The following is a 14,707-nucleotide window of genomic DNA, read 5'->3' as shown; positions in this document are numbered from 1 at the left end:
TGACGGACCGGGCCGCGGGGACGGCGGGGATGAAGCTGGTGGAGCGGCCCGATCCGGATGTGCCGAGGCTCGCCAGTCTTGAGGGCGCGAACTACGGCGATGTCGTTGTGGAGGTTCATGCGTCGGGATTTACCGGGAATGAGTTGGAGTGGCCCTCGACCTGGATCGATCGCCTTGGCCGTGACCGGACGCCTTCGATTCCCGGACACGAGGTGGCCGGAGTGGTCACCGCCCTCAGCTATGGAGCGGCGGGGCTGTCGGTGGGGGAGCGGGTGTTCGGCCTCACGGACTGGACTCGCGATGGCACGCTCGCGGAGTATGTCGTCGTCGAGGCACGCAACCTCGCGCCGTTGCCGGGCGACGTTGACTTCACGGTGGGCGCGGGTGTCGCGATGACGGGCCTGACCGCGTGGCAAGGCCTGTTCGAGCATGGCCGCCTCCGAGCCGGGCAGAGCGTCCTCGTGCACGGTGCGGCCGGCGCAGTCGGTTCGATGGCGACGCAGCTCGCACGCGAGGCGGGCGCCTACGTCATCGGTACCGGACGCGCTGCTCACCGTCAGACGGCGTTCGACTTCGGGGCGCAGGAGTTCGTCGACCTCGAGAACGGCGCCCTGGAAGGCGTCGGCAGAGTCGATCTGGTTTTCGATGTCTTCGGCGGCGACATCGGAAGGCGGTCCGCGGGTCTTGTTCGAGCCGGAGGAACACTGGTGACCGTCGCCGGCCCGCCCGAGGCACGGCCGGCCGACGGCCTGGCGATCGACTTCGTTGTCGTGTCCGATCGTGCCCAATTGGGGGAGATCGCCCAGCGGGTGCGTGACGGACGACTGCGGACGAACATCGGCCAAGTCGCGACCCTCGACGATGCCGTCGCCGCCTTCAACCCGACCGAGCGGATCCAGGGAAAGACGGTCATCCGCGTTCGTCCGTGAGGTCGCCGCGGTGACCTCCCAGGAAGCTGCGGAGGAACTCCAGCCGCGCGACCATATCGTGAAGCCGCAATCTTCCGAGGGATCTCCTGATGGGTGAATGGTCTCAGCCACGGGTCTTCGCGCGCGCCGACTCGGCGGACGCACGATCGGAGTAGCCGGGGTGTCGCGCGTCGAGATCGGCATAGGTAGTCGTTCGCGAGAGGTAGTCGAGTACGAAGGGGCAGATTGCGGTGATCGTGCCCTCGCGGGCGCGGATCTCGTCGAGTACTCGCCGTCACAGCGAGCCAGTGACAGCAGACGAAAGAGATGCGGCCCCCCGGGCACTAATCGAAAGAGTGCCAGGGGCACACATGATCTGGGCCAGCCGACAGCTAGGCCCAGAGCGGTCGAGCACTACGTCGGAGGTGAGGGCGAGGCCGATGAGCGCGGTACCACACACGTGGTGTCGAACGCCCCCGCAAGATCGGCCAGCTGAGGTCTCGCCGCCGACGCTGATCACCAATCGTCACCACCAGGGAGTTTCAGATGGACCCAGCCCGCGCACATGAGTTGATCGAGGGTGAACGTGAACGCATCAAGGAACTTCTCACGTACTCAGCCGCTGAGCGGGCGGCTGACCTGGAGGCGGCCGCTGATGCGAGGACCTCGGTCTCCGATTCAGCGAGCCCGCTCGCCCAAGAGCTTCTTGACGATGCTGTAGCCGAGCAACTCAGCGCACGGTTGGCTGCACTCGATCGGGCCAGCGAGCGCCTGCGGGCCGGTATCTACGGGGTTTCGTTGCGCAGCGGTCGGCCGATCCCCGACGAGCGGCTTGAGGCTGACCCTGCGGCCGAGCTTCTCGTTGATGAGGTTGGGTAGGACGGCGTCGCTGAGAGGTGCCGGTCTTGACCTCGTGCAGTGCAAACCCACCAACCGCCCCCCAGGCTACTCAGCGTAGGGCTCGTGAAAGGAGCGTATCTATGCCTGAGGCACTTCAAGAACTACGGGTCGGCAACGACGAGGTCGTCGACGCTGATCACATGTCCGCTGCACTGACTGCCGGGACGCTTGTGTTCGGCGAGGGTGCAACCCAGGTCTTCACCTCGGACGGGCACACTACCTACAGGCCTGTGGTTCCCTGAGATTGGTGGTTGTGGCAGGAGAGGACTAGCCGCGTGGACCCAGTGATGGTGGAAGCGTTCGGGCTTGACCGTTCGGTCGTGCACCTGAACCACGGCGCCTTCGGTCTCGCACCAACAGTGGTCCGAGCAGCAGCCACCGCCTGGCGCGAGCACGCCGAGCGCAACCCGCACCGCTTCAACCGGGTCGAGGTCCCGAGCCTCATCGCCGAAGCTCGCACCCAGGCAGCTGACTATCTCGGCGTCGCGCCCAGTGAGGTGGGCTGGGTCCGTAACGTCTCAGAGGGTGTGTCGGCAGTGCTTGGTTCGATCGACCTCGCGCCGGGTGACGAGCTGGTGATGAGCCGACACGGCTACGGCGCGGTGCGCATGGCGCTGGAGCACTGGGCCCAACGACGCGGCGCCAGCGTGCGCGAGGCGGTCTTTCCGGTGGGGGCCACGGACAATGAGGTCGTCGAGGCATATGTTGCCGCATGCTCAGCGCGCACCAGGCTCGTCGTCGTCGACCAGATCACTTCTCCAACGGCGAGCGTCCTTCCGGTCGCGATGGTTGTGGCAGCCGTCGACCCCCCGGTTCTCGTCGATGCTGCCCACGTACCGGGGTCGCTGCCCACCAAGGTGGGCGATCTCGGTGCGACCTGGTGGGTGGGGAACCTGCACAAATGGGCATACACCCCGCGCGGTGCTGGTCTCCTGTGGCGCTCCGCCTTGGCGCCCGCGACGTGGCCAAGCGTGCTCTCCTGGCAGGTCGAAGACGGCTATGCGGAGTCGTTCGATTACCCCGGGACGTGGGACTACGCAGCTTGGTTAGCCGTCCCCGATGGCCTGGCCTTCTGGAAACAACTTGGCGGCTGGGAGCAGGTCAGCAGGCTCACCTCCCTCGTGACCGAAGGTCAACGTCATCTCGCCAGCGCGCTCGGCACCTCCCTTGAAGACCTGCCGGCCACTCCGGCACCGACCATGAGACTCGTGCGACTGCCCGAGGGCCTCCTTCAGGGGCCAGAAGACGCGAAACGCCTCTACGAACGGCTCAGCGTGGAACACCGAATCGAGGTGGGGCCGATTCTCTTCGAGGAGGTCGGCTATCTCCGCGTGGCGGCAGCGCCGTACAACACGAGGGATGACTACGACAGACTCGCTGACGCCCTCCGGACGATATGAACCAGCACGTTCACGACGCAGACCGTCTATCAGGGACCGGCCCGAGTGTCAGCGCGGCCCATCCCATCGCAGCGAAGAGGTCGCGCCGCGTGGTGGCCCGCCGTCTGGCCATCCGCCCGCTCCCCAGAACGCTCGAATTGCGCCGGAGGCGGCCGGAAGCCGAGGAAGAGGCTGCTCTCCTCCTCGAGGTCTCCCCGGCTCGGCCCGTAGGCCGAGGTGGCCAGCTCCACAGCGAGTCCCAGGATGATCGGGTCGACCCCGCTCTCGAGCAGGCCGACCCAGGCGACCGCGGGGAGCAGCACCGGCACGAGCACAGGGCTTGACCCAACCGCCGGACCACGATCACGGCGGCCAGCGCGACGAGGGCGAAGAACAGCAGGCGGAGGTTCACGTGGTCGGCGTACGCGAGGGTGACGACCAGCAGCGGAACCGCATCGTCGACGACGAAGACGGTCACCAGGAAGACGCGGAGGCTGTCCGGGTAGGCCGCCGCCGACCAGGCTGAGCAGCCCCAGGGCGAGGGCGGTGTCGTCGAGGTGACCACGCCCCAGGCGCCGGCACCGTCGTGACCTCGAAGGATCACCAGACACAGCAGCGCGGGCACGAGCATGCCCGCCAGGCCCGCGGCGCGAGGCGTAGCCGACTCGCCCTTAGCGAGGGGGCGCCCTTCGTTTGCCCTCGTTCGTGTCAGTCTTTCCCCGCGTCGTGGGCATTGGGGACGGGCCAGCTCCCGTGCTTGGAGTCGGCAAACTAGGCGCATGACTACCTCGCTGACGTACTCCGACTCCATCTTCATCACTGCGACACCTGAAGACGTGTATGCGGTCGTCTCCGACGTCACGCGTACCGGCGAGTGGTCGCCGATCTGCCAGGAGTGTTGGTGGGACGAGGGCGACGGGCCGCGAGCCGGCGCCCAATTTACCGGGCGCAACGTCACACCTGACCGGACGTGGGAGGCCCGGTGCGAGGTCATCTCGGCCGTGGAGGGAGCCGAGTTCGGCTGGTCTGTGAACGGTGGCAAGGTGAAGTGGCTCTACTCCATGAGGGACGTTGAGGGTGGGACAGAGCTGACGGAGTCTTGGGAGTTCACGCCAGCCGGGCAGGCGTTCTTCGTCGAGAAGTACGGCGACGACGCGCCGACTGAGATCGCCACTCGCGCCGAGGCAGCCCATGTGGGCATTCCTGCCACGCTGGCTGCCATCAAACGGATCATCGAACAGGGCTGAAGCCGTGCCCAGCCTGGGATAGGACGCCGCCGCCTGGTATTGGCGGCGGAACGGGGTGCGGGCGCGCTCATCGCTTCAGCGGTGAGCGCGCCCTCGGCGTAGCGCAGTCAGCTAGAGGTCGCAGCGCGCCTGGGCAGCACCCAGTCTGGGCGCGGGAAGTGGCACGTGTACCCGTTCGGGTAGGTGATGAGGTAGTCCTGGTGCTCGGGTTCGGCCTCCCAGAACGGTCCGGCCGGCTCGATCGTCGTCACTGCCTTACCCGGCCACAGCCCCGACGCATCGACGTCCGCGATCGTGTCCCGTGCGACCTGCTGCTGCTCGGGCGTCAAGGGGAAGATCGCCGAGCGGTAGCTCGTGCCGCGGTCGTTGCCCTGACGGTTCAACGTCGACGGGTCGTGGATCTGGAAGAAGAACGCCAGGATGTCACGGTAGGTCGTCTGCGTCGGGTCGAAGACGACCTCGACGGCCTCGGCGTGGCCGGGGTGGTTGCGGTACGTGGCGTGATCGTTTTCGCCACCGGTGTATCCGACCCGCGTGTCCAGCACGCCGGACTGCCGGCGGATGAGGTCCTCCATGCCCCAGAAGCACCCGCCGGCCAGGACGGCAGTTTCGGTGCCCGGGGTGCGGGTGATCTGTCCGGTGTCGTGGATCCCGCTAGTCATGATGTGCGCTCCTCTGTGCTGGTGGTGTCGGTCGTCTCGAACAGGGAGCGGTACTCGTTGCGGAACGCAGGCTCCGTCCCGTCCTCCTGAGTGACGCGGAACTGGCTGTCGGTGAGGCGGCTCAGCGCCTCCGGGGTCTTGCTGTACTCGTGCGACACGATTTCTCCTCCTTCGGCACCGCTGGCTGTGGCGCCGCTGGAGACAACACCGCACAGAACCGATTTGGTCCCGGGGTTCATGACGGTGCGTTGTAGCGGCGATCTCAGGTGATGATCGTGGCGGATCAAAGCCACCGATCGGGGGGCGTTGGCCGGCTTGGATGGGTCGGGCCAAAGCTCGTATAGGCCGCAAAAACGAGAGCGGCTCGTTATCGCGCTCGTTCCTCGACGCCCGCGCGCAACGCGATCAGAGTGGTAAGACGCCGAAGTCTGGTGTACTAACGCGGAAGCGGAGCTAGTACGACCCTGCCACCGGCAGGTTCATCAGCGTCGACCCGATCATCGACCCGCATGATCCCCAGCAGATGAACGGCTACGCCTGCGCCAACAACAACCCGGGCACCTTCACCGACCCCGATGGCAAGTTCTGCGGCAGCCTGCTGGGAATCATTCTTGCGATCGTGCGCGCCGTCACCGCACTGCTGAACCAAGGCGGCGGTGACACCGTGGTGGCGGTGGCGGCCACGGCGACGTCTTCGCCACCTTCGCGGACGGCGCGCTGACGCAATGGAACAGCGACAAGGGCAAGGACCGACACCGGCGAAAAGGTCGTGCGTACGGGCATCCGCGGAGCGGCCATCGCTGGTGGAGCATATGTGGTCGGCTTGGCTTTCGCGCCCGCCTGTAGCCCGGGCGTAGCACTCGCCGCATTATGCGGCGCCGCCGGCACGTACGTTGGCGGTATGGTCGGCGGCGTCGTGGGAGACACGGCAATTCAGGTCTATGGCCGTGCGCGCGAACCGGTGGTGAACGTCGTCAAAGTCGATCGGCTCGGACATCAAGAAGGGATGGAACAGTATCTTTGGGTGAGATGAGCGGTTACACACACGCGCCAGTATGGGCGGTACTCGTCTGCGCCGTCGTCGCAATCATCGGCTTCTTCAACCACACCCGGTTCATTCGCGCCGGCGCACACAGCTTCTGGGCAGAAAGGTACTTCAACAAGAACCTCCCCAAAGAGATACGCAACATGCCGTTCGCCCAGCTCCCCGGGGCCATCGCCATGACGTTGGCGACGGTGATGCTCTGCTACACCTGGATTTCCGGCAACGAGGTCTTGGATCTGCTCGTAGCCCCTGTCGCGATCGGGATGTTCGTTTTCCTGGGAGTCGCCGTCAAACGGACCTACTGGCCTCCGCAGAAGGCTAAGCCACAGTGGCTCTGCGACGAAGAGGAACGCTTGTCCGAGCGGAAATGATGAGGGCTCGGGCCATTCCCCTATTTGGCGCTCAGGTGCCAAGGGGTTGATTGGCACCGGATTGCCCGTCGACGAATCGAGCCGCGTGCGGCGAACCTTCCGGTAGATCTCTCCGTTAATGCGCTGGACCAGCGCGGCAGGTGGGCAGGCATCGCATTGCGGGAACGGATCCTTGTGTTTAGACCAGCCGCTCTTCGGGTTGTCCTCGATCCACAGGTGCGCCCCACAAGTCGTCGTCGCGACGTTGCCACTCGTTGATGTAGGAATGGTGGCCATCGCGAGCTAGGCTGATCATTGCTGAGCGTAGCCGTACGCAGTGGGGCAAGGCGCGGGAGCAGCGGCCTTCCACATTGAGGCGAGGTGCGGAGTCGGCGACCGCATGACGTGACCCCGCACTCATCTTCGGGTATAACGGGCGATTCTTGCCCATGCCTGTCGCGTGCCCGTCAGTGCGGTGACTGACGGCGAGCCACGACAAGCCTGAGCGAGACGATTAGGCGCGTGACCAGCGTCGCAGCAGGCTAGACGATCGCATACCGAAACCTCCCAAACTGGCTGCCTGGCTGGGCATACATGCTCGATGTGGCTTCTACAGGCGGCCGGCTCGTATGAAGTCTAGACATTCGTCCTGCGCGATACCGTGGTTCACCCATCGGCTTCAGACCGCTCCGATGCGTTCTTCCGGTATGGCCAACGCATCAAGCGCTATAGTGCGATCGAAATTCATTTGACAGGGAGTGACTAGTCGATGATTCCTCCTCCAGGAGATCGTCCCATAATCGAACGGTACGTATTGCTCGCCGGCAGCCTTATCCTCCGATACGGACTCGTGGTGGTCGTCGCTTGGATCGGCGCCCTGAAATACACTGAATCAGAGGCTGTGCGTATTCAACAGTACATTACACACAGTCCGTTCATGAGCTGGATTGCCGACGCCCTCAACGTCCGGGCATTGTCCAATGTCCTGGGTACCGTTGAGATCATCGCGGCTCTTCTGGTCGCCCTCGGGCCATGGCTTCCGCATTTCTCCGCTGTAGGCAGCGCCCTGGCTTCTTTGCTGTTCCTCGCCACATTGAGTTTCCTGTTCACCACCCCTGGCGTTGGCGATCCAACCGCCGGAGGGTTTCCGGCACTTTCGCCTTTGGGACAATTTCTGCTCAAGGACTTGGTGCTGCTAGGTGCGTCCCTATGGACGTTGGGCGAATCTATTGCTGCGGCCCGACTGGGAAGATCGGCACGGGCACCTGGGCGGCCCGCTTGACCTACGCGGAGCGTTCCCGGGTTGACTATGGCTAACCCCGCGCCTTCGCGCCGTGTGAGGGTGATCTGATCGTTTACATGAAGACGAGCGATGCGCTGGCATCGCGCATGCTGAGCAACCGTGCAGGGTTCACACCGAAAAGTCTCCCTGCTGGCTGGCGCGGTCAGGGAAGCCCTTACGGGCAGACCACGGGCACAGGCGCGCAGCAGTATGAAAATGACCAGGCCAGTACGCTGCGTGCTGCACACTTTCCCACAAGTAGGCGTTCTTGCAGTGCTGGCAGCGACACTTGCCCGCGGAGTAGGCGCTGAGTGTGCCGTGCCGATAACGCCGCCCGGCCGCGTTTGGCTCGGTGAGGCCGAGGTGCTCCACTGGCTCCGGCTTCGCCTGCGGCGCGGGCTCCTCCGTCTGGTAGATGAAAAGGAGGTCGTCGCGCTCCAGCTGGCTGTCCTCGATGTGCTGCTTGAGTTTCGCGGCGATCTGCGGGCTGAGCTTGAAGCGGCGGTATTCCTTGTCCTTGGGGTACTCCTTGATCAGGAACCGCTTGCCCTCCGGGTGATGCTTGGCGTTGATCTCGACGACCGTACGGCTCACAGTGACGATGCGGCTGATGAGTTCGAGGTCCTTGACACGGAGTTCGGTGAGTTCGGGTCAGGGGGTCGCAGGTTCAAATCCTGTCGTCCCGACTCTGTTTCGGCAGGTCGGAAGCCTGATCATCTTCTAGATGATCGGGCTTTTTCGCTTGTCTGACCGTCATCTGACCGTGAGCCGGAGCCTGCCGGACCGTTCTGACCGCTACCCCTCAATGCTGGACGCGACCAGGCGATTCGCGCTCTGCGGTGCATTGGAAGCGTAGATGTTCAAATGAGTTTCCAGATCAGAGGTCCAATATTGCGAATCTACAACGTAAAGGGCGGTGCCGATCACGGTGGGTAGGAGAGCCGCCAGCGTCCGATCAAGGCTGAGGATCTTGTGGAGGATACTGAGGTTGTAGGCCCGGAGGGTCTGTGCCGACGTCTTGGGTGTGTAGTTGATGTAGTCGAGGGCGAGCACGACTGGGCCACGCTGGATGCTGCTGATGCCGCTCGGCCTCACCCCCGCCGTCGACCCGGATCCCGAGTTCAAGCGGACGAAGGTCATCCCGGCCGCGTCCTGTAGGACGGCGCGCCGGGCGCACCCCCAACGCGTTGCTCTGTTTGATCCGGTCTTGCCCAGGTTGACGGTGTCCGTTGATGCGGATGCGGGGATCTGCGTGACGAGCGCGCGCCATTCCGGGGGGAGGCGGGCGCTCCTAGGAAGGAAAGGCTGCAGAACGGCCCCGCCCTCATCAAGGGCAGCGCGGGGGCCGACGCATGACGCCCGCTCACCCTTATGGGTGGGCGGGCGTCTTCTTCGTTTTGGGCGGGCGCGGCACCTTTACCCTCCCTGCTGGACAAATCGGGCATTCTCAACTCATGGTCATCTTGGAGCAGAAAAGCGACCACATGTGGGCGAGTCGGAGCATTCGGCAAAAATGGCAGGGTATCGCTGGTGAGGTAGCTGGTTACGTCAAGAAAGGTCAGCGATGCGAAACCTCACGCGCATGGGCGCCGTTGCCGTCGCGGCGGCGTTCCTATCAATTGCAGCGCAGTCCGCTGCTTCCGCCCAGAACGAGCCCCCCGCGAAAAAGCCCATGAAGCGGGCGGCTCAGTTCTTCCCGAATGAGGATAGGAACTTCGCGCAGCGAACCAAGCGGGACGTTACTTCGCTCACAGTTGTGGCGCCCAACGCGGGGAACCGGACTGTTCCCACGCTCAGAGGGGTCCCTTTCCTGCCTCAGTCGTTCCCGTTCCCGCAGAACATTGGTTCACAAATCCAAGGGAACGACGCGGTACCGTCGTTCCAGTTCCCGCAGAACATTGCTTCACAAATCCAAGGCGGGTTCTAGCACCACCTGCCCTTGCGGTGCCGCGTGCGGTCGTGGCCGCGTTCAGCTCGTCGCTCTGAGCCGAGTTGTTTACAACACCGCCGCCCGCCCATCCTTCGTGGATGGGCGGGCGTTTTCGTCATGTCCGGGGTCAGGCCGGCGGCCGGACGCCGTGCGCGACCACCGACGCTGCGCGGTCCGGTCTGCTTCTACGCCAGATGTAGGTGCCCGCGTCGGGGGGCTTGATGTTCCGGAGCGCCGCCTGGGATGGCGACGCGGAAGCACGATCCGCCGAGGCTCTGACTCCGATCCTTGAAGCGGCCCAGGTGGCCACGCGCACAGCAACCGGCCGGGACGGCCTTCTTGCGCACGAGCGATGGATCCCGCATGTCACGGTGGCATACAGCACTGCCGTGCAGCCAGCCGCCGAGATCATCGAGGCGCTGGGCCGTCACCTTCCGGAACGCGAAGTCACCATCAACAGCGTCAGCCTGGTCGTACAAGATGGCCCGGAAAACCTATGGGATTGGCGCACAGTGGCGGAGATCCCGCTCGGGGCCGGGATCGGCGAATCGTAAGAACCAGGTCCCATGCAAACGGGCCAGTACATGCGTGCGAGGACGTCCGCGTCTGGCAGTAGCAGGTGCACGACCACGGGTGGGACATCGTGGTCGACGGGAAGTTCGGCAAGCAGTTCGAGGGCGTGTGCAAGCTCGCCGGGCGCTAGCGGGCGAAGCACACTAACCTTCGACCGCGCTAATCCAATGGCCCTCTGCTGTCTGGATCAATCTCATGGGGAACTAGTCTAAACGTATGGTACGCGCCTGGGGCACTCCGGAGAGTGCCCCAGGCGCACGGAAAGTCGAGTCCCGCATGATACAAATTGGTGTGCTTGGCAGGATCGTGGAAGTCGATGAGGCTGGGAGGTTTGTCTTCATCAAGGAACTGCCCGATGAGCCTCCGAGCTATCTGGTTCTTACGGCTGCTGATGAAGAATTTAAAGTGCCGGGCGGAGACGAATGGGTAGAAGACTATGCATCGCTGATTGCCTTCTTCCAAGAGGGTCGGTGGGTAGTGGAGTGGCGATGATTTAGATGATGGAAAGGTTCAACGTCGACCGTGCGATGTGGCTGAATATTCGGCAATTCAGACGCCCTCAGGCGACGCTTGCAGAAACTGCAGCAGATCGTGCGCCGAGGGAGGTGCTCGGGCGGTAGTTCGGCCCATTGCATTGCTACATCGAGACCACTATGCGGCCGAGGCTCCTTCTGATTCGAGATCATTCGGCAGCTCCACCGCCTCCGTGTAGTACTGGGTTTGGCTCGGCACGGGCCGACTGGTCTCGGCCACCCGCTGGCCTGCCCGCCGCAGCCCTGGGCCTGCACCTCCACCCCAGACCTCGCCAAGGAATCCCAAGGTGGGATCTGACGCCTGACCAGCATGTCTTTAGGCCGGGCCGTCTCTCCGACACCGCCTTAACCTCACCGCGGAACTTGTTCGCTTTCGCGGCCTCACCCTGGGCGAGGACCTGAGTGATGTCATGGGCGACGGCCTGTGCTGGACAGTGCTCGGAAGGATTCCGGCAGGACACAAGCCGTCGCAGTCATGAGCAGCCCTTGATCAAGCCGCGCCGCGGGCGGCGTCGAAGCGGGCGATGATGTCGTTCCAGTTGATCAGGCTCCACAACTGCTCGACGTAGTCCGGCCGCAGGTCGTTGCGCACACCTGGCTGCACATGTTCAGTGCTCCGGAGGGCATGCGAGTGATTCGGATGGAGGGATCGCCTCAAGTGCCCAAGATCGGCCTGGTGGTCGCCGAGCGAGCCGCAGAGCAATCGACCCAGCCGGGACCGTCAGGTCCGAGCATGCGCTCGCGGCGTGATCACCAGCGCGAAGCGCCACTCCTCGGCATGGCGGGTAGGTTTGCTCGGAATTGCACGTATTTGATCTATCGGTGGAGATATGCCGGATATGGCGTCGTCGTTGCTGGTTGGCCGGTATCAACTCGGTGAGCTGATTGGCCGCGGCGGGATGGGTGAGGTGTGGCAGGGCCGGGACCTGCGGTCCGGCCGACCGGTGGCAGTCAAGATGTTGACGCCGCAGGTGGCCCAGATGATGGAGGCGCGTGAGCGGTTCGCCCGCGAGATGCGGGCTGCCGCCCGCATCGTGCACCCCAACGTGGTGACCGTTCTGGACGTGGGCGAGCATGAGGGGCAGCCGTTCCTCGTGATGGAGTTGCTCAGCGGTCGCAGCCTGGCCGCTGATCTGGCCGAGCGGGGCCGGTACGGCATCGTCGAAGCGTGCCATCTGCTGGGCCAGGCGGCGGCGGGCTTGGACGCCGCCCATCGTGCGGGTGTGGTTCACCGCGACGTCAAACCGGCGAATCTGCACCGGACCGGGCAGGGTGTGCTCAAGGTGGTCGACTTCGGGGTGGCGCACTTGGCGACCGAGGCGGCCCGGCTGACCGCTGTCGGCACCGTGGTAGGCACTGCGGCGTATCTGTCACCTGAGCAGATCGTTGGCCATGGCGGGCAGCCGGCCTCCGACCTGTACGCACTCGGCTGCGTCGGCTACGAGCTGTTGTGCGGGCACCCGCCTTTCGTCGGATCGGCGCCGCAACTGGTGTACAAGCACCTCCATGAGCCACCTGTATCACCCAGTCGTTATCGGGAGGACGTCCCCGCAGAGTTGGAAGGCCTGATCCTGGCCTTGCTGGCCAAGGATCCCGCCGCCAGGCCTGCCGGTGCCGGAGCCGCCCTACAGATCTTGAGCGCGTTCACCCAGCCGCCAGCACGCACCGCCTGGCCCACAGGCTCACCGGTGCCACCTGTCCTGCGGCCGGGAGGCGCCCGCGCCGGGGATACCGCGCTGCTCAATACGCCAGACAGTGGGCCACGCCAAGCACCGTCAGAAGGACGACGCCTGGTCGTACCGGTCGCCGCGGCGCTGACGGCGATCACCGCTGCCGTGGTCGGTGTGTCGTTGCTCGCGAACTCAGGACAGCCGTCCGCCGGGCCTGCACCATCAGGGATGTCGTCCATAGCCGCCTCCGAGGAGCCCACGACGACTCCGTCCACAGCGACCAGCGCGATGCTCACTCCTTCGCCACTTCCGGCCCAGAGCGGAGCCGACGGCTGGCTCGCCGATTTCGATCGCGCCTTGCTGGCCCAACAGGCGCAGGGCGGTATCGACCCCGACCTGGCCCGGAAAGTCCACGAGCAGATCACCAAGATGGCGGGCAACCTCTCGGAAGACAAGGGCAGGGGGAAGGGCAAGGGCAACCAGGCGCAGAAGCAGATGCGGGGGCTGGTCCGTGATCTGTTTGAGGCGCAGCGGCAGGGGAAGCTCGCCGCCGATGGCCCGTTGAGTACGTTCCTGGATCGCTCCGGCCTCAGCGACGAGCATGACAACTAGTGGCTCGCCGACTCCTGGACCTGCTCGACAGTCATGGTGGAATGGGTCGGTCTTCTCAAGAAAGAACCTCGGCGCACGAGCGCGAACGTACACGGGCTCAGGGCGCCTTCTTCCGGAAGCCGGGCAGATGGTCGGCCAGCTTGGCGACGCGTTCGAACTTGGACCGGGCGGCCGTCCGCGTAGGTGTAGGAGAACGAGCGCCCTCGGCGACGCCGGAGGATTCCGGGTTCGGCGGGATCGCTGGGTCGCAGTTCACTCATGTCAGCCCGGGAGCGTCTCCGCCGCCGATGGGGGCCAGCACCTCGCCCGTGTAGTACGACGAGAGCCGCTCGGAGGCGAAGAACACGTACGACGGAGCGATCTCATCCGGGTCGGCGGCGCCTCATCGGCACCTGTTTGCCGAACTGTTCGACCTTCTCTGCCGGGAAGGTGGCCGGGATGAGCGGCGTCCACACCGGCCCCGGGCGCTTCATATGTGAGCGATGAGTTTGGGCGGGGGATCGGGTCTACCCTGACATGACTCAAATCATCGTGGACATCTCGGTCTCCCTCGACGGCTTCGTGACCGGGCCTGACCCCGGCCCAGACAACGGTCTGGGCGTCGGCGGTACCAGCTGGTGATGCGAAAGGAGCTCGAGATGCGGATCAACGTCAACAAGGCCGAACTTTGCGTCGAGACCTTCGGTGACCCGGGCGACCCGCCGGTGCTGCTCATCGGCGTCACCATGCTGAGCTGGCCGGACGAGCTGTGCGCGGCGTTGGCCGGGCGCCATGTGGTGCGTTATGACCTGCGAGATGCCGGCCAGTCGACGTTCGTCGATCCGGACGCGCCCGCGTACGACCTGCGTGATCTGGTCACCGACGCGGCGGAGCTGCTGGTGGCGCTGGAGCTGGCGGGGACGCACGTGGTCGGGCTCGGCGTCGGCGGCTTCGTCGCGCAACTGCTCGCGCTGGACCATCCTGACCAGGTCACGTCGCTGACGCTGATCTCCACCCGGCCGGTCGCTCCTGGTCCGGTGGATCCCGACCTGCCCGACCACGCGCCGGAGATGATGGCGGAGCTGTTCGGCCGTCCGGAGCCGGACTGGACCGATCGCGACAGCGTCATCGACTACATGACCGCCAGCGCTAGGCTGATGTCCGGCTCGCGAGGATTCGACGAGACGGACGCACGTACGAGTGCCGGGTTGGTCTTCGACAGGGCGGGGCGGACGGCGAAGGCGCAGCGTGCCAGCCACCTGGGCAGCATGTTCACCGCCATCGACTGCCAGCCGCGGTGGCGTGAGCGGTTGGGCAAGATTGCCGTGCCAACGCTGGTGGTGCATGGCGACGAGGATCCGTTCTTCCCGCACGGGAACGGCGTGGCGCTGGCCGAGGAGGTCCCCGGCGCCGCACTGCTCACGCTGCGCGGCATCGGCCAGGGTCTGCCGCGGACAACCTGGCCGGTGGTGGTGGATGCACTCCTGCGCCACACATCCTGATAGGTACAGGATGTAAGCCCCAAATCCATGCCTCCGGCGGGGGCACTCCGGCCTCCAGGATGATCGCCATTCTCCTCGGCTCGCCGTGTTAACCGCGTCAACCTCCGCCGCGAGTTCTTCCACACCACACACCCG

Annotated in this window: 18 protein-coding genes and 2 pseudogenes; 13 read left to right on the top strand and 7 right to left on the bottom strand. The window is 65.0% G+C overall.

What is annotated here, in order from left to right; translation table 11 throughout:
* Positions 1 to 29 precede the first annotated feature (29 nt).
* The 4 genes from Pka01_RS36420 to Pka01_RS36405 all read left to right on the top strand — a co-directional run bounded on the left by Pka01_RS36420 (position 30) and on the right by Pka01_RS36405 (position 3,208).
* A complete protein-coding gene (locus Pka01_RS36420; RefSeq protein WP_239115978.1) occupies positions 30 to 929 on the top strand; it encodes an NADP-dependent oxidoreductase in 900 nt (299 codons plus the stop codon).
* 525 nt (positions 930 to 1,454) lie between these two features.
* A complete protein-coding gene (locus tag Pka01_RS36415) occupies positions 1,455 to 1,787 on the top strand; it encodes a TraR/DksA family transcriptional regulator (RefSeq protein ID WP_203887545.1) in 333 nt (110 codons plus the stop codon).
* A gap of 101 nt (positions 1,788 to 1,888) precedes the next feature.
* Positions 1,889 to 2,050 carry a hypothetical protein gene (locus Pka01_RS36410; protein WP_203887544.1) on the top strand — a complete coding sequence of 54 codons (162 nt, stop codon included), beginning with the start codon at positions 1,889 to 1,891 and terminating at the stop codon, positions 2,048 to 2,050.
* A gap of 33 nt (positions 2,051 to 2,083) precedes the next feature.
* On the top strand, positions 2,084 to 3,208 hold the full coding sequence (locus tag Pka01_RS36405) for an aminotransferase class V-fold PLP-dependent enzyme (RefSeq protein ID WP_203887543.1): 1,125 nt from the start codon (positions 2,084 to 2,086) through the stop codon (positions 3,206 to 3,208).
* 29 nt (positions 3,209 to 3,237) lie between these two features.
* Here the strand turns inward: Pka01_RS36405 and Pka01_RS41030 are convergent, their stop codons facing one another.
* Together Pka01_RS41030 and Pka01_RS41690 are read right to left on the bottom strand one after the other, a co-directional pair.
* On the bottom strand, positions 3,238 to 3,522 hold the full coding sequence (locus Pka01_RS41030; RefSeq protein WP_239115975.1) for a hypothetical protein: 285 nt from the start codon (positions 3,520 to 3,522) through the stop codon (positions 3,238 to 3,240).
* A gap of 68 nt (positions 3,523 to 3,590) precedes the next feature.
* A pseudogene (locus Pka01_RS41690) lies at positions 3,591 to 3,818 on the bottom strand (Na+/H+ antiporter NhaA); the annotation flags it as partial.
* Positions 3,819 to 3,966: 148 nt separating this feature from the next.
* Between Pka01_RS41690 and Pka01_RS36395 the strand changes: the two are divergent.
* Positions 3,967 to 4,434 (top strand): SRPBCC family protein, encoded by a 468-nt coding sequence (locus tag Pka01_RS36395; RefSeq protein ID WP_203887541.1) that lies wholly within the window; start codon positions 3,967 to 3,969, stop codon positions 4,432 to 4,434.
* A 107-nt stretch (positions 4,435 to 4,541) separates the two neighbouring features.
* On the opposite strand, the gene msrA is transcribed toward Pka01_RS36395, so the two are convergent.
* Both msrA and Pka01_RS36385 read right to left on the bottom strand, forming a co-directional pair.
* Positions 4,542 to 5,096 carry a peptide-methionine (S)-S-oxide reductase MsrA gene (gene msrA, locus Pka01_RS36390; protein ID WP_203887540.1) on the bottom strand — a complete coding sequence of 185 codons (555 nt, stop codon included), beginning with the start codon at positions 5,094 to 5,096 and terminating at the stop codon, positions 4,542 to 4,544.
* Positions 5,093 to 5,254 carry a hypothetical protein gene (locus tag Pka01_RS36385; protein ID WP_203887539.1) on the bottom strand — a complete coding sequence of 54 codons (162 nt, stop codon included), beginning with the start codon at positions 5,252 to 5,254 and terminating at the stop codon, positions 5,093 to 5,095. Before Pka01_RS36385 ends, msrA begins: the two co-directional genes overlap by 4 nt.
* A 323-nt stretch (positions 5,255 to 5,577) precedes the next feature.
* Between Pka01_RS36385 and Pka01_RS36380 the strand changes: the two genes are divergently transcribed.
* The 4 genes from Pka01_RS36380 to Pka01_RS36370 all read left to right on the top strand — a co-directional run bounded on the left by Pka01_RS36380 (position 5,578) and on the right by Pka01_RS36370 (position 7,773).
* Positions 5,578 to 5,817 carry a hypothetical protein gene (locus Pka01_RS36380; protein WP_203887591.1) on the top strand — a complete coding sequence of 80 codons (240 nt, stop codon included), beginning with the start codon at positions 5,578 to 5,580 and terminating at the stop codon, positions 5,815 to 5,817.
* Between the two features lie 180 nt (positions 5,818 to 5,997).
* Complete coding sequence (locus tag Pka01_RS41410) at positions 5,998 to 6,129, top strand: hypothetical protein (RefSeq protein ID WP_275414534.1); 132 nt, start codon at positions 5,998 to 6,000, stop codon at positions 6,127 to 6,129.
* On the top strand, positions 6,126 to 6,512 hold the full coding sequence (locus tag Pka01_RS36375; protein WP_203887538.1) for a hypothetical protein: 387 nt from the start codon (positions 6,126 to 6,128) through the stop codon (positions 6,510 to 6,512). Before Pka01_RS41410 ends, Pka01_RS36375 begins: the two co-directional genes overlap by 4 nt.
* Positions 6,513 to 7,260: 748 nt before the next feature.
* The gene (locus Pka01_RS36370) at positions 7,261 to 7,773 is read left to right on the top strand and encodes a YkgB family protein (RefSeq protein WP_275414533.1); all 513 of its coding nucleotides are present in this window, start codon (positions 7,261 to 7,263) and stop codon (positions 7,771 to 7,773) included.
* Between the two features lie 129 nt (positions 7,774 to 7,902).
* Here the strand turns inward: Pka01_RS36370 and Pka01_RS36365 are convergent, their stop codons facing one another.
* Positions 7,903 to 8,367: a hypothetical protein gene (locus Pka01_RS36365; RefSeq protein ID WP_203887536.1), complete on the bottom strand. Its 465-nt coding sequence runs from the start codon at positions 8,365 to 8,367 to the stop codon at positions 7,903 to 7,905.
* Positions 8,368 to 8,568: 201 nt separating this feature from the next.
* A complete protein-coding gene (locus Pka01_RS36360) occupies positions 8,569 to 8,913 on the bottom strand; it encodes a hypothetical protein (RefSeq protein ID WP_203887535.1) in 345 nt (114 codons plus the stop codon).
* A 1,011-nt stretch (positions 8,914 to 9,924) separates the two neighbouring features.
* Between Pka01_RS36360 and Pka01_RS36355 the strand changes: the two genes are divergently transcribed.
* From Pka01_RS36355 to Pka01_RS36345, 3 genes are all read left to right on the top strand, one after another.
* A complete protein-coding gene (locus tag Pka01_RS36355) occupies positions 9,925 to 10,257 on the top strand; it encodes a 2'-5' RNA ligase family protein (RefSeq protein ID WP_203887534.1) in 333 nt (110 codons plus the stop codon).
* Positions 10,258 to 10,582: 325 nt separating this feature from the next.
* Positions 10,583 to 10,768, top strand: a complete 186-nt coding sequence (locus Pka01_RS36350; protein ID WP_203887533.1) for a hypothetical protein — start codon at positions 10,583 to 10,585, stop codon at positions 10,766 to 10,768.
* A gap of 871 nt (positions 10,769 to 11,639) precedes the next feature.
* A complete protein-coding gene (locus Pka01_RS36345) occupies positions 11,640 to 13,091 on the top strand; it encodes a serine/threonine-protein kinase (protein ID WP_203887532.1) in 1,452 nt (483 codons plus the stop codon).
* Positions 13,092 to 13,347: 256 nt separating this feature from the next.
* Here Pka01_RS36345 and Pka01_RS41020 read toward each other — a convergent pair.
* A pseudogene (locus tag Pka01_RS41020) lies at positions 13,348 to 13,555 on the bottom strand (SDR family oxidoreductase); the annotation flags it as partial.
* Positions 13,556 to 13,729: 174 nt separating this feature from the next.
* Here Pka01_RS41020 and Pka01_RS36340 point away from each other — a divergent pair.
* Positions 13,730 to 14,572: an alpha/beta fold hydrolase gene (locus Pka01_RS36340; protein WP_203887531.1), complete on the top strand. Its 843-nt coding sequence runs from the start codon at positions 13,730 to 13,732 to the stop codon at positions 14,570 to 14,572.
* Positions 14,573 to 14,707: the final 135 nt, after the last annotated feature.

This window comes from Planotetraspora kaengkrachanensis, assembly GCF_016862895.1.
GTDB lineage: Bacteria > Actinomycetota > Actinomycetes > Streptosporangiales > Streptosporangiaceae > Planotetraspora > Planotetraspora kaengkrachanensis.
This window is presented reverse-complemented; position numbering and strand designations above follow the sequence as displayed.